This window comes from Mesorhizobium sp. WSM4871 (assembly GCF_055811295.1).
The window spans coordinates 286,925-300,435 of record NZ_JBVVPU010000009.1; the positions used below are offsets into that span (position 1 = coordinate 286,925).

Genomic DNA, 13,511 nt, shown 5'->3' on the forward strand with positions numbered 1-13,511 from the left:
TTTTCTTCTGCCATTCATCCTTACAGCGCCGCGCGTCCTTTGGGACGCTGTAAGGCTTTGATTTTGCGCATGATCCTTTCCGAAAATCAGGTCGATTTTCGGGGTCACGCGCGAGACTGTTTCAAGGAGGAGGATGCTGGTCTTGCAGCCGAGTGGCTGGAAGACAGGCGCCAGGTCGATCTTGCGGCCTGCCTTCCCCATACATTGCGAGACCGACATGTCATCTCACACCCGGAAGGGCCACACCGATCACCAGAAAGGCCTTCTCATCACGGCTATCGGCGGACTGGCGCTGACCGCGGACATCCCGCTGATCCGGCTGGCTCATGGCGAGGCGTGGACGATCCTGTTACTGCGCACCGGCTCCACCCTTGTCGCGGCACTCATCATCTGGGCTATCTGGCGCTCGCTGAGCAGGAATGCGCCGCAACTCATCCCTGGCTGGTCCGGGCTTGCGGTGGCCATATGCTATGGTCTGACCTCGCTGACCTTCGTCACCGCCGTTTATCACACCTCGACCGCCAATCTGGTCTTTATCCTGGCCTTCAGCACCGTGTTCACGGGCCTGCTGTCGTGGTTGTTCCTCAAGGAACGGCCGCACCTGGCCACGGTGCTGACGATGCTGGTCATGATCCTCGGCATGCTGATCATCGTCGGCGGCTCCATCGGGACCGGACACCTGTTCGGCGATTTCATGGCGCTATGCTCGGCCTTTCTGATAGCACTGGCCATCACCATCTCGCGCGCCAGCGGCAAGGATATGGGCTTCACCTCGCTGATCAGCGTCGTCCTGCCCCTGGCCGTCGCGGTGTTCATGGTTTCGGGTGACGGCGGCATCCAGGTGAGCGCGCCATGGTGGATCATCTTCAACGGCGCCGTCATCATGCCGATCTCGTTCTTCTGCCTCGCCAACGGGCCGAAATACATTTCCGGACCGGAAGTGGCGATGTTCTACCTGCTGGAAACCGTGCTGGCGCCGGTTTGGGTGTGGATGATCTTTGCCGAAATGCCGACGCGCGACAGCCTCATCGGCGGCGCGATCCTCATCGTCGCGCTGGTTGCGCATTCAGCGTGGCAATTGCACGAGGGTCGCAAGCGCCGCGCAACGCTTGCCGTCTCTCACCCGGCCTGACTCTTCTTCGCGTCGGCGACGATCTCTATCTGCGGCGGGGCGCCCTCCGGTCCAGCGGGCGCTTCCGAGGCGAGTTCGTCGGCCAGTTCCACCTCGCGCAGCCATTCGCGCCAGATCGCGACCAGCAGCGCCATCAGCACCGGGCCGATGAACAGGCCGAGAAAGCCCATCGTCTTGACGCCGCCGATCAGGCCGAAAAAGGTCGGCAGGAACGGCAGCTTTATCGGGCCGCCAACCAGTTTCGGGCGCAATGTCTTGTCGACGATGAAGAGTTCGACCGCGCCCCAGATGAAGAGCGCCAGCCCAGCCATCGGCGAGCCGCTGGCGGCGAGGTAGATCGAGACAAGCGTGAAGGATAGCGGTGCACCGCCCGGGATCAGCGCCATGATGCCGGTGAGCGCGCCGAGCGTCACCGGCGACGGCACGCCGGCCAGCCAGTAGGCGACACCCAGCACCAGCCCCTCGCCGATGGCGATCACGGTCATGCCGGTCACCGTCGAGGAGATCGTCGCCGGCACGACGCGCGAGATCCGCTCCCACCTGGTCGGCAGGATGCGTTCGCCGAGACGGTCGACCTGCCCCGCGAAATGCTCGCCGTCGCGATAGGCGAAGAACAGCGCGATCATCATGAACAGCAGCGTCAGCAGAAGGCCGAAGGCGCTGCCGCCGGCGGCCAGCACGCCACGATAGATGCTGCCGATATTGGCGCCGCTGATCAGCTGGATCAGTTCGCCGATGCCGCCGGGATGGCCGAAATTGCGCGTCCATTGCTCGTTCAGCCATTCGCCCACCACCGGCAGCGTGGCGATCCAGTGCGGCGTCGGCGCGCCATGCCTGTTGGTCTCGATCGCCCAGCCGACCCATTCGCGGACCTCGTTGATGGCGTAGGTGCCGGCGAGCGCGATCGGCACCACCAGGAAGGTCAGGATGAACAGGATCGCCAATGTCGCGGCGATGGTGCGGTTGCCGCCGACACCGGCAAGCAGCCGCCGATAGAGCGGCCAGCTGGCAAAGGCGATGACGAGCGCGGCCAGAACCGGGAACAGGAAGCCATGGAAGAAATAGACGCCGGCGGCGACGATCAGCACCAGCAGCCAGCGCGCGGCCGACAGCGGCGGAATGACGGCGGCCCTGAGCGGCGTCGACAGGCCGAACAGGCGCTGCTGGCGTTCCGGCTTCTGGATCTTAGCTTCCTTCAAATGCCCTGCTCTCCCAAACACCCTTCCTGCTTATGCACTGATATAGTGCAGCAATCGTGACGATAGTCCAAATGAGGCGCTTTGAAATAGAAAGGAAGGCGGGACAGCACCCCCCTCTGGCCTGCCGGCCATCTCCCCCGCAAGGGGGGAGATTGGATGTCACTTCTGCTTTCGCCAATCACCGCCGCCTGCGGGAAAAAGCGCTGCGGGTGAATTTGCCGATCTCTCCCCTTGCGGGGGAGATGGCCGGCAGGCCAGAGGGGGGGTGCGAAGGAATGCTGACGCCTAGAGACTACCCGAACTTGCCCGTCCTTGGAAAACCCTTCGGCACCATGCGGCCGGCCGAAGCGCGGGCGCCGATCCATTCCGCCAGTTCCTCACGCGACCTGGTGAAGGTGCGATCGGCGGAATCCTGCCAGGAGAGACCATCTGCAAGCGTGAAGGTCTTGAGGTCGAGAACGCCGCCATCCTTGTATTTCTGGAGGCGCACACCCTTGCCGCGTCCCATCTCCGGGATTTCGGCGAGCGGGAAGACCAGCATCTTGCGGTTCTCGCCGACGATGGCGAGATGATCGCCGGCGACCGTCACGCAACGCTTGGCCTCGTCGGGCGCCTTGACGTTCATCACCTGCTTGCCCTTGCGGGTGTTGGCCACGACCTCCTCCTCCGGCACGACAAAGCCGTTGGCGTCATATGACACCAAAAGCAGCTTGCGCTTGGGATCATGGACGAAGGCGGTGACGATGTCCTGGTCGTTGTCCATGTCGACGATGATGCGGATCGGCTCGCCATGGCCGCGGCCGCCCGGCAGCCGGTCGGCGCCGATCGTGTAGAACTTGCCGCCGGTGGTGAAGACCAGCACCTTGTCGGTGGTCTGGGCATGGAAGGCGAGCTTGAGGCTGTCGCCCTCCTTGAAGGTCAGCGTCGAATGATCGGTCAGATGACCCTTCATCGCCCGCAGCCAGCCCTTCTCCGAGACAACCACGGTGACCGGCTCGCGCTCGATCATGGCGTGCGCAATGTCGGTCAAATCATGTTCGGGTGCATCGGCGAACTGGGTCCGGCGCTTGCCGAGATCGGTCTCCGGCCCGAACTTGTCGCGGATGCTGGTGACTTCCCATTTGATCGTCGCCCACTGCTTGGCGTCCGACGCAAGCAGCGCCTCGATCTGCTTCTTCTCGGTCGTCAGCCCGTCGAATTCCTTGCGGATCTCGATTTCTTCCAGCTTGCGAAGAGCGCGCAGCCGCATGTTGAGGATGGCTTCGGCCTGGTTGTCGGTGAGCGACCAGCGCGCCATCATCACTTGCTTGGGCTCGTCCTCCTCGCGGATGATCCTGATCACCTCGTCGATGTTGAGATAGGCGATCAGATAGCCGGCGAGAATCTCCAGCCGCCTCTCGATCTCGCCGAGGCGATGCTTCGAGCGGCGGATCAGCACCTCGCGCCGGTGCTCCAGCCATTCCTTGAGCACGCCCTTCAGCGACAGCACGTTGGGCACCTTGCCGCGCGACAGCACGTTCATGTTGAGCGGGAAGCGGCTTTCCAGCTCGGTCAGCTTGAACAGCGATTCCATCAGGATGCCGGGATCGACCGAACGGCTCTTCGGCACCAGCACGACGCGGATGTCCTCGGCGCTTTCGTCGCGGATGTCTTCCAGGAGCGGCAATTTGCGCGCCATCAACAGCTCGGCGATCTTCTCGATCAGCCGGGCCTTCTGCACGCCATAGGGGATTTCGGTGACGACGATGCTCCAGGTGCCCCTGCCCTGGTCTTCCTGGCCCCATTTGGCCCTGACGCGAAAGCCGCCGCGACCGGTTTCGTAGGCTTCGAGGATCGAGGCGCGGCTGTCGACGATGATGCCGCCGGTCGGAAAGTCCGGCCCCTGGACGAAGTCCATCAGCTTCGTCACCGGCGCATCCGGATGTTCGATCAGATGCAAGGCTGCGTCACAAAGTTCGGCGGCATTGTGCGGCGGGATTGAGGTCGCCATGCCCACCGCAATGCCGGACGAGCCATTGGCGAGCAGGTTCGGAAAGGCGCCGGGCAGCACGACCGGCTCCTCGTCCTCCTCATTGTAGGTCGGCCGGTAGTCGACCGCGTCCTCGGTGATGCCGGACAGCAGCTCGGTCGCCACATCCGTCATGCGCGCTTCGGTGTAGCGCATGGCGGCGGCGTTATCGCCGTCGATATTGCCGAAATTGCCCTGCCCGTCGACCAGGGGATAGCGCATCGAAAAATCCTGCGCCAGACGCACCAGCGCATCGTAGATCGACTGGTCGCCATGCGGATGGAACTTGCCCATCACCTCGCCGACGATGCGGGCGCATTTGGCAAAGCCCTGGTCGGGGTTGAGCCTGAGCAGCCGCATGGCATGCATGATGCGGCGATGGACCGGCTTCAGCCCGTCGCGCACGTCCGGCAATGCCCGGTGCATGATGGTCGACAGCGCATAGGCGAGGTAGCGCTCTTCCAGCGCCTTTTTCAGATCGACCGGCTCGATATTGTCGCCGCCGCCATTCTCAGGCGGCAAAAGCCTTTTTCCCATGGGCTGGGACTAGCCGAGCGGGTGATTCGCGGCAAGAGGCCGGGATGGCGCACCCGTCTTTGCCGATTGGAATCTGCTGCAACAGAATTGCCTGCAACAGGAATTGGCAGCGTCGCAACACCCTCCAACATCAACCGGTTACATGTCGCGCCTATGCCGGGCAAGGTGAGGTGATCGGGTTTGCCTTTCGCCGCGATTTTCGACCATTGTGCGGGGATGCGCCTTTTTCCCGTCCAGTTCGTCACTGAATGGTGACGGCGCAAAGAATTCGACAAACAATCTCAGGACATTCTCAGGGAACTCGCGATGACAATCAAACGCTCCACTCTCCAGAGGTTCGCCCTCTCCACTTTTCTGCTGACGCTGCCGCTCAACGCTGCCCTGGCGCAGGACACCGCGGTCGCCGACCGGCTGAAGGCGGCCATGGCCGCCCAGGGTGTCGACATCTCCTGGACAGGGGTGAGCGGCGATGCCTCCAGCATGGTGCTGCAAGGCGTGTCCGTCAAACCGGCGGCCGAGAAGGAAATGCTGCCGATCGGCGACGTCAAGCTCGAGGGCGTGACCGAGGCCAATGGCGGTTATGCTATCGCGACCGTGTCGACTTCGGCCTTTCAGCACAGCCAGGACGGCGTCACGCTCAATCTCAGCCCCTTCGTCATCCATGACATGACGGTTCCGGCGGACGGGGCGACGGGACCGCTGGGTTCGCTGATGATGTACAAATCGGCCGAGCTCGACAACATGACCATCAAGGTCGCCGACAAGACCGCCTTCTCGATGGACGGATTGGCAATCGAAATCACGCCGCCGGCCGACGGCAAGGCGATGGCGTTTTCCGGCACGACCGAAAAGTTCAATGCCGACCTGACGCTGGTCAACGATCCGAAATCCAAGGAAGTGATCGACGCCCTCGGTTATCAGAATATCACCGGCAACCTCGCAATGGCCGGCACCTGGCAGCCTTCGGACGGCAAGATGGAACTGTCGAAATACGACATCTCTGTCGACAATGCCGGCACGCTTGGCATGACCTTCGATCTCGGCGGCTACACGCTGGATGTCATCAAGTCTTTGCAGGAGATGCAGAAAAAGATGGCGGCGCAGCCCGAAGGCGCCGACAAATCGGCTGAGGGCATGGCTATGCTCGGCATCGTGCAACAGCTCTCCTTCAACAGCGCCAGCATACGCTTCGACGACGATTCGCTGACCAACAAGGTGCTGGACTATGTCGGCAAGCAACAAGGCATGTCGGGCAAGGACATCGCCAACCAGGCCAAGGCGATCGTGCCCTTTGGCATGGCGCAGCTCAACAATCCCGAATTGACCGCCGAGGTGACTGCCGCGGTCAGCAAGTATCTCGACGATCCAAAGAGCCTCGAAATCTCGGCCGAGCCGTCGGCAGCGGTGCCGTTCGCGCTGATCATGGCGAGCGCCATGTCCAACCCGCTCGACCTGACGAAGACGCTTGGCGTGAAGGTCAACGCGAACGAAGACTGATCGAGGCCACCTCGCAGAGAAAAGCCCGGCAGCGATGCCGGGCTTTTTCGTGAATCAATAGAATCGGTTGCGGGAGGTTTCTAAGCCTCTTTCTTGGTCGCCACGACGCGTAGCGACAGCTCGCGAAGCTGCTGCGGGGTGGCTTCCGACGGCGCGTTCATCAGCAGGTCGTAGGCCTGCTGGTTCATCGGGAACATGGTCACTTCGCGCAGGTTTTTGGCGCCGACCAGAAGCATGACGACGCGGTCGATACCGGCCGCCATGCCGCCATGCGGCGGCGCGCCATACTGGAACGCGCGGTAGAGGCCGCCGAAACGCTCCTCCACCGTCTCGCGATCCAGCCCGACGGTCTCGAACGCCTTGACCATGGTCTCGGGCAGATGGTTGCGGATGCCGCCGGAGGCGATCTCGAAACCATTGCAGACCATGTCGTACTGGAATGCCTTGATGCCGAGCAGATCCTCGCCCTTGAGCGCCTCGATGCCGCCCTGCGGCATGGAGAACGGATTATGGGCGAAATCGATCTTCTTCTCCTCCTCGTTCCATTCGAAGAACGGGAAGTCGACGATCCAGCAGAGTTCAAAGCGCTCACGGTCGACAAGGTTCAACTCCTCGCCGGCGCGGGTGCGCGCCGCACCCGCGAAGGAGACGAATTTCCTTGGATCGCCAGCGACGAAGAAAGCGGCATCGCCATCGGCAAGGCCGAGCTGCAGGCGGATCGCCTCGGTGCGCTCCTCGCCGATGTTCTTGGCCAGCGGACCGGCGCCTTCGAGCTTTTCGCCTTCCTTGCGCCAGAAGATGTAGCCAAGCCCCGGCTGGCCCTCGCCCTGCGCCCAAGAATTCATGCGGTCGCAGAAGGCGCGGCTGCCGCCGGTTTTTGCCGGAATGGCCCAGACTTCAGCCTTCGAGTCGTTGGCCAGGATGTTGGCGAACACCTTGAAGCCTGAATCGCGGAAATGATCGGATATGGCCTGCATTTCGATCGGGTTGCGCAGGTCCGGCTTGTCGGTGCCGTATTTGCGCATGGCCACATCGTAAGGAATGCGCTGGAAATTCTGCGTCACCGGCTTGCCGTTGGCGAATGTCTCAAAGACCCCACGCATGACCGGTTCCATCGTCGACAGCACGTCGTCCTGCTCGACGAAGCTCATTTCGAGGTCAAGCTGGTAAAACTCGCCGGGCAACCTGTCGGCGCGCGGATCCTCGTCGCGGAAGCACGGCGCGATCTGGAAATAGCGGTCGAAGCCAGACACCATGATCAGCTGCTTGTATTGTTGTGGCGCCTGCGGCAACGCGTAGAAAGTGCCGGGATGGATGCGCGACGGCACCAGGAAGTCGCGCGCGCCTTCCGGCGAAGACGCGGTCAGGATCGGCGTCGAGAATTCGGTGAAGCCGACCTCGCCCATGCGCTTGCGCATCTCGGCGATGATTTTCGTCCGCGCCACGATGTTCTTGTGCAGCGTCTCACGACGCAGGTCGAGGAAGCGGTATTTGAGGCGGATGTCCTCGGGATAGTCCGGTTCGCCGAACACCGGCAGCGGCAATTCCCTGGCCGCCGACAGCACCTCGATCTCACGGGCGAAAATCTCGATCTCGCCGGTCGGCAGGTTGGCGTTCACAGTGTCCGCCAGCCGCGCCTTCACCTCGCCGTCGACGCGGATCACCCATTCGCCGCGCACGGTTTCGGCGACCTTGAAGGCCGGCGAATCCGGATCGGCGACGATCTGGGTCAGGCCATAATGGTCGCGCAGGTCGATGAACAGCAGGCCGCCATGATCGCGCACGCGATGCACCCAGCCCGACAGGCGGACGGAGGAGCCGACGTCGCTCTTCCTCAATTGGGCACAGGTATGGCTACGGTAACGATGCATTGTCATTGCTAGGTCCGGATGCTGGGTTGCGGGCCGAAGCGTCACAGCCCGGCCTGAAAATTTGCGCGAAAAGCGCATGGGAGGCTGGATTTGTCAAGGCAAGCGGCCTTGGTTGGTATCTTGGTTCCGCTTTCGGCTTTCGCCCGTTCGCGAACGCTCCAGGCAACCTATGAGCCAAGGGCCGATTGCCGAAGGCGAGATGCGAGGTGACGGACGACCAATGCCACGCTGGCGGAAGACGTTTCGGCCTGATGAAGGCGTATCTCTGCACCGGGCAGCGGCGGCACATGCCGGCCTGGCTGGATACTGCGCAGGCCAGGCGCAAGCATGCTGCCTTTGACCACGGTGATCGCAAGCCCCTGCTCGACGATTGCCTCCGTGGCGGCAAGGCTCGGACTGACATAGGCCAATCGCCACGGCCGGCCGGCCTCGTTGAGCGCCTCGATAGCCCAGGAGCGAAACAGGCAATCGGGATTTGACAAGGCGACGGGCAGCGGATCGAGCTCCTCGACGGCACGGGTTGCCGCGGCTGCCCAAATCGCCCTTTCGCGGCATATCAGATCACCCTCGGCAGTACCTTCCGGATGCATGGCGATGACGGCGTCAAAGGAGGGACCGAGGCGTTTCATGAGCCTGGCGGTGAGACCGATTTCCATGTCGACCTGCACAAGCGGAAATCGCTCGGCGATGTCGGCGAGGAGGCGCGGCAGTATCTTGGTGCCATAATCTTCCATGATCCCGATGCGAACGTGTCCAGCCACAAGCTGATTGGAAACACGGGCAATCGCCTGCTCATTAAGAGCAAGGATGCGGCGTGCATCGATCAGAAAGTCCTCCCCGGCAGCGGTAAGTTCGACGCGGGCTGTCGAGCGTCGGAGCAAGATGGTCTCGAGGCGCTCCTCAAGACGTTTCACTTGCAAACTAATGGCGGCCTGCGTTCGATTGAGCTGCTCGGCGGCTCGCGTAAAAGAGAGGCGCTCGGCAACAACGACGAAAGCTCGCAGCAGCTCCGGATCAAGGCCTGGGGTCTTCATAATCAAATGTTATCAAGCTTATTGAGTTTATTCGATTCCTTTTCGCCCACCTGACCGATATCGCTGGTTCTGAAACCGGTGAAGGTCAGAACAGTGGAAATTCCAGGAGTGCTAGCCGCCATTCTCTCCAGCGCGCTTGGGGGCACCGCCGTTGGCGCAACACGATATCTCGCGGACACGCTCGATCCTCTCACCATCGGCGCGGTCCGATTCGGCGGCGGTTTTCTGGTTTTGACCGCTATGGCGCTTTGGCGGCGCGACAGTTGGCCGCCAAAGAGCGACTGGCTCGGCACTGCCGCATTGGGTGTTTTGTTCTTCGGCCTGTTTCCCGTGCTGTTCAATGGAGCCCTCGTCTACACGACGGCAGCGCGAGGAGCCTTGGCGCTTTCGACACTGCCTCTGCTCACCATGATTGCCGGGACAGTTCTCAGGATCGAACCGCCGACCATGCGCAAGATCGTCGGCGTCCTGATCGCAATGGCAGGGGTGGCTGTCGCACTCGGTACGAGCTTGAAGATCGCTCCCCGAGGGGCATGGCGCGGAGACCTCCTTATGGTCGCGGCTGCATTCTGCATGGCGCTCTACAGTGTGTGGTCGCGACCATTTCTATCCCGCACCTCGCCGATCCCGTTTGTGGCCTTTGGCATGGGCGTGGGAGCAGTCTGCCTATCGGCCTTGGCGGTTTTGAACGGAGGCTTTGCGCGACTTGCCACGCTTAGCGCACCTCAGTGGCTGGCGAGCGGATATCTGGCCATAGTTTGCGGCGCCTTCATTTTCTTTCTCTGGGCGTTTGCGCTTGGGCGCGCGGCACCGACGCTGGTTGCCGTCTCTGTTGCAGTAAATCCAGTGACGGCATCGATCTTCAGCGTCGTCTTCCTGAGCGAACAGGTGAGTGCGAATCTGGTTGTCGGCCTCACGGCAGTCATCGCCGGAATAGGAATCGCATCGGGGGCACTCGGGAGATTCACAATAAACGGGCAGAGATCCTGAGATGTCCACCACCTCATCCCTTGACCCCGCCCGCGGTGAGGCCGGTGATGATCTTGCGCTGGAAGATGAGGACGAGGATGACGAGCGGCACGGTGACGATCACCGATGCGGCCATGATGTTGCCCCAGGGGATCTCGAACTGTGAGCTGCCGGAGAGCAGCGCGATCGCGACAGGCACGGTTCGCTGCTCGTTGTTGGAGGTGAACGTCAGGGCGAACAGGAACTCGTTCCACGCGCCGATGAAGGCGAGAAGCCCGGTGGTCGCCAGTGCCGGCCACATCAGCGGCAGGAAAACGCGGGTGATGATGATCCAGGGCGTCGCGCCGTCGAGGATCGCCGCCTCCTCGAGCTCCACCGGCAGGTCGCGAACGAAGGCGGTCAGCACCCAGACGGTGAACGGCAGGGTGAAGATCATGTAGGAGAAGATCAGCGCGACGAGCGAATTGTAGAGGCCAAGCGTCCTGATCAGTTCGAAAAGACCGGCAAGCAACGCCACTTGCGGGAACATCGAGACGGACAGGATGATGAAAAGCAGGGCTGAGCGGCCCCGAAAGCGGATGCGCGCAAGCGCATAGGCTGCGGTGACGCCGAGGAACAGCGAAATGATGACGACGGCGCCGGAGACGAACAGCGAGTTCAACAGGTTGCGCAGGAACGCCCCTTCGGTGAAGACGCTCCTGTAGTTGCTGAAACTGATCATCTTCGGCCAATAGTCGACCTCAAACAGCGCTGTCCCTGATTTCAGGCTGGTGATGATGGCGTAGTAGAACGGGAACACCGCGACGAGGACGATGACGGCGACGAGCAGGTAGAAGGCGGCGCGCTTGACGATCCACATGATCAATAGTCCCACATGATCAATACTCCTTGTCCAGTCTCACCCGGCCGAACCGCAAAACGAGCATGGTCGACAGCGCGAGGATGACGAAGAGCAGTGTCGAGGCGGCGGAGCCGTAGGCGAACCTGTCGAATTCGAACAGGTGCTCGCGGGCAAATACCGACATCGACTTGGTGTGGACGTTGTTGGGCGTGAGCACGTAGATCAGGTCGAAGATGCGCAGGGCGTCGAGGCCGCGGAAGATGACCGCCACCATCAGCGCCGGCCGGACGAGCGGCAAGGTGACCTTCCAGAAAACCTTCCACGGGCTGACGCCATCGAGCCTGGCGACCTCGTAGATTTCCTGTGGCAGCATCTGCAGGGCAGCGAGGATGAGCAGCGCCATGAATGGCGTCGTCTTCCAGATATCGACGATCAGGATGGCGACCATCGCCGTATCGGCGCTGGCCGTCCAGGCGATCTTGGTGCTGATCAGGCCGAGCCTGAGAAGGGCGTCGTTGATGATGCCGAACTGGTCGTTGAGCATCCACTGCCACATCTTCGCCGAGACGATGGTCGGGATCGCCCAGGGAATCAGGATCGCGGCGCGCACGATGCCGCGGCCGCGGAATTCGGCGTTGAGCACCAGCGCGACAATCATGCCGAGGACCGTCTCGCAGGTCACCGAAATCACGGCGAAGCGCACCGTGTTCCAGACAGCGCGCCACCAGACCGGATCGGCGAGCAGGCCCTCATGGATGACCCGCCCGCTCGGCATTTGCAGGACCGCGAAATAGTTGGCGAAGCCAACCCAGCGACGGGCTTCGAGGTCGGCGAGCGAGGCATCGGTGAAACTGAAATAGATCGTACGCAGAAGTGGCCAGCCGGCGACGGCAGCGAGCACGATGAGCATCGGGGCAAGGAACAGCCACGCCGAGCGCGTGCGCTGACGCGTCAGCAGCGAGCCTTGGCGCGGCGAGGTCACCATGTGGCGCCCGAGGTCACTAGTCGCGCCGGAGGTCACCAGGCGGCGCCCTTGAGCCTGGTCAAGGAGAACTCGAGATCGGCAAGGTTGTCGGCAGCCGTGCCCTCGCCTGACAGTGTGTTGTGGACCGCCGTCCAGAACTCACTCGATGCCTCATTATACCTGCTCTTGGCCTGCGCTGATGGACGCGGCACCGCATTGAGAACGACATCCTTCCAGCGTGGAATGACAGGCTGTGCGCTGGCAATGTCGGCATCGTCGTAGAGTGCCTGGATGGTCGGCAGATATGCCCCCTTCAAGGCGCGGTATTTCTGCATTTGAGGAGAGGCGATCCATTTGACCAGTTCGATCGCTGCGTCCGGGTTCTTGGAATATCTGGAAACCGCGAGGTTCCAGCCACCAAGCGTTGCCGCTGGGCGCGCGCCCTCACCCGACCCGGGCGGCAGGGTCGTCACCTCGAATTTGCCCTTGATGGGGGAGCCTTCGCTGTTGCCCAGCGCATAGGCGTAGGGCCAGTTGCGCATGAAGACGGCGTTGCCGGTCTGCCAGACCCCGCGCGACTCTTCTTCTTGGTAGGCCAGAACGCCGGGAGGTGAGATGGTTCCCACCCAGCTCCTGGCCATTTCGAGAGCAGCGGCTGCTTGCGGATTGTTGATGGAGATGGTGCCGTCCGGCTCGACAATCTGGCCGCCGCCATTCGACTTGACCCATTCGAGCGCATCGCAGGTCAGCCCTTCATAAGCGTTGCCCTGGAAGACGAAGCCCCACATGTCCTTGTTGCCGGCCTCTCGCTCCTTGTCCATGATCAGCTTGGCGGTGCTGGCGAGTTCAGCCCAGGTCGCGGGGACCTTGGCGCCGTATTTGTCGAGGAGGTCCTTGCGGTAATAGAGCGCCGGAGCGTCGGTGAAAATCGGCAAGGCGACGAGTTTGCCATCGACGGTCTGCGATTGGATGATCGACGGGAAATGGGCGCCAACGACATCCTTGGTCGCTCCGGTCAGATCAACGAGCTGCTTTGCAAGCTGCGGAGCCCAGATGATGTCCGTCTGATAGACGTCGATGTCGCTGCTTCCAGCGGCGAGCCAGAGCCTGAATTGGCCGAACTGGTCCGTCCCCGAGGGCGGCACCGGAACGACTGTGACCTTGTTGCCGGTCTTCTTCTCGTATTGATCGAGTATCTGGCGAAGGATCCTCTGGCCGTTGCCGGTATCGCCCGACACGATGGCGAGGTCGACGGCCCGCGCCGGGTTTGCCGCCAGGACAGCGCCGACAACAAGCGCAAGAAGTGCGTGGCGAAACGTCATGACGGCGGGATCCCCTTGGAATTTCAGGCCGGGCGACAGAACACAGACAAGCCCGGCACCTTCCTCGGCGCATTCGCCCCCTTCCCTTGAACTGCAAAGATACGCCTTGGGTTCCCAGCCAAAGTTTCCGGCCAATG

Annotated in this window: 10 protein-coding genes and 1 pseudogene; 3 read left to right on the plus strand and 8 right to left on the minus strand. The window is 62.1% G+C overall.

Features of this window, described 5'->3' with window-relative positions:
- Window positions 1-217 precede the first annotated feature (217 nt).
- A complete protein-coding gene (locus AC0L2H_RS20360) occupies window positions 218-1,132 on the plus strand; it encodes a DMT family transporter (RefSeq protein WP_473591875.1) in 915 nt (304 codons plus the stop codon).
- Here the strand turns inward: AC0L2H_RS20360 and AC0L2H_RS20365 are convergent.
- Together AC0L2H_RS20365 and parC are read right to left on the minus strand one after the other, a co-directional pair.
- Entirely contained in the window at window positions 1,120-2,331 is a 1,212-nt protein-coding gene (locus AC0L2H_RS20365; protein ID WP_473591876.1) for an AI-2E family transporter, read from the minus strand. The two genes, AC0L2H_RS20360 and AC0L2H_RS20365, sit on opposite strands and share 13 nt — an antisense overlap.
- Window positions 2,332-2,623: 292 nt before the next feature.
- Entirely contained in the window at window positions 2,624-4,876 is a 2,253-nt protein-coding gene (gene parC / locus AC0L2H_RS20370; RefSeq protein ID WP_473591877.1) for a DNA topoisomerase IV subunit A, read from the minus strand.
- Window positions 4,877-5,182: 306 nt separating this feature from the next.
- Here parC and AC0L2H_RS20375 point away from each other — a divergent pair, with 306 nt between their 5' ends.
- Window positions 5,183-6,373 carry a hypothetical protein gene (locus AC0L2H_RS20375; protein WP_473591878.1) on the plus strand — a complete coding sequence of 397 codons (1,191 nt, stop codon included), beginning with the start codon at window positions 5,183-5,185 and terminating at the stop codon, window positions 6,371-6,373.
- 80 nt (window positions 6,374-6,453) lie between these two features.
- Here the strand turns inward: AC0L2H_RS20375 and aspS are convergent, their stop codons facing one another.
- The 3 genes and pseudogenes from aspS to AC0L2H_RS20390 all read right to left on the minus strand — a co-directional run.
- The gene (aspS, locus tag AC0L2H_RS20380; RefSeq protein WP_473591879.1) at window positions 6,454-8,250 is read right to left on the minus strand and encodes an aspartate--tRNA ligase; all 1,797 of its coding nucleotides are present in this window, start codon (window positions 8,248-8,250) and stop codon (window positions 6,454-6,456) included.
- Between the two features lie 161 nt (window positions 8,251-8,411).
- Window positions 8,412-8,978, minus strand: a complete 567-nt coding sequence (locus tag AC0L2H_RS20385; RefSeq protein WP_473591914.1) for a LysR substrate-binding domain-containing protein — start codon at window positions 8,976-8,978, stop codon at window positions 8,412-8,414.
- 159 nt (window positions 8,979-9,137) lie between these two features.
- Window positions 9,138-9,278: pseudogene (locus AC0L2H_RS20390) on the minus strand (LysR family transcriptional regulator); the annotation flags it as partial.
- Between the two features lie 108 nt (window positions 9,279-9,386).
- Between AC0L2H_RS20390 and AC0L2H_RS20395 the strand changes: the two are divergent.
- Window positions 9,387-10,268 (plus strand): DMT family transporter, encoded by an 882-nt coding sequence (locus AC0L2H_RS20395; protein ID WP_473591880.1) that lies wholly within the window; start codon window positions 9,387-9,389, stop codon window positions 10,266-10,268.
- Window positions 10,269-10,281: 13 nt separating this feature from the next.
- Here the strand turns inward: AC0L2H_RS20395 and AC0L2H_RS20400 are convergent, their stop codons facing one another.
- The 3 genes from AC0L2H_RS20400 to AC0L2H_RS20410 are packed head-to-tail and all read right to left on the minus strand — an operon-like array spanning window position 10,282 to window position 13,374.
- Window positions 10,282-11,109: a carbohydrate ABC transporter permease gene (locus AC0L2H_RS20400; protein WP_473591915.1), complete on the minus strand. Its 828-nt coding sequence runs from the start codon at window positions 11,107-11,109 to the stop codon at window positions 10,282-10,284.
- A gap of 16 nt (window positions 11,110-11,125) precedes the next feature.
- Window positions 11,126-12,109: a carbohydrate ABC transporter permease gene (locus tag AC0L2H_RS20405; RefSeq protein WP_473591881.1), complete on the minus strand. Its 984-nt coding sequence runs from the start codon at window positions 12,107-12,109 to the stop codon at window positions 11,126-11,128.
- Window positions 12,106-13,374 carry an ABC transporter substrate-binding protein gene (locus AC0L2H_RS20410; RefSeq protein ID WP_473591882.1) on the minus strand — a complete coding sequence of 423 codons (1,269 nt, stop codon included), beginning with the start codon at window positions 13,372-13,374 and terminating at the stop codon, window positions 12,106-12,108. Before AC0L2H_RS20410 ends, AC0L2H_RS20405 begins: the two co-directional genes overlap by 4 nt.
- Window positions 13,375-13,511 lie beyond the last annotated feature (137 nt).

What these genes read in the sequence shown, in the direction of transcription:
- AC0L2H_RS20360 (WP_473591875.1), top strand. Translation starts at nt 218, where the DNA reads ATGTCATCTCACACCCGGAAGGGCCACACCGATCACCAGAAAGGCCTT.
- aspS (WP_473591879.1), bottom strand. Translation starts at nt 8,250, where the DNA reads ATGACAATGCATCGTTACCGTAGCCATACCTGTGCCCAATTGAGGAAG.
- AC0L2H_RS20410 (WP_473591882.1), bottom strand. Translation starts at nt 13,374, where the DNA reads ATGACGTTTCGCCACGCACTTCTTGCGCTTGTTGTCGGCGCTGTCCTG.
- parC (WP_473591877.1), bottom strand. Translation starts at nt 4,876, where the DNA reads ATGGGAAAAAGGCTTTTGCCGCCTGAGAATGGCGGCGGCGACAATATC.
- AC0L2H_RS20375 (WP_473591878.1), top strand. Translation starts at nt 5,183, where the DNA reads ATGACAATCAAACGCTCCACTCTCCAGAGGTTCGCCCTCTCCACTTTT.
- AC0L2H_RS20385 (WP_473591914.1), bottom strand. Translation starts at nt 8,978, where the DNA reads ATGGAAGATTATGGCACCAAGATACTGCCGCGCCTCCTCGCCGACATC.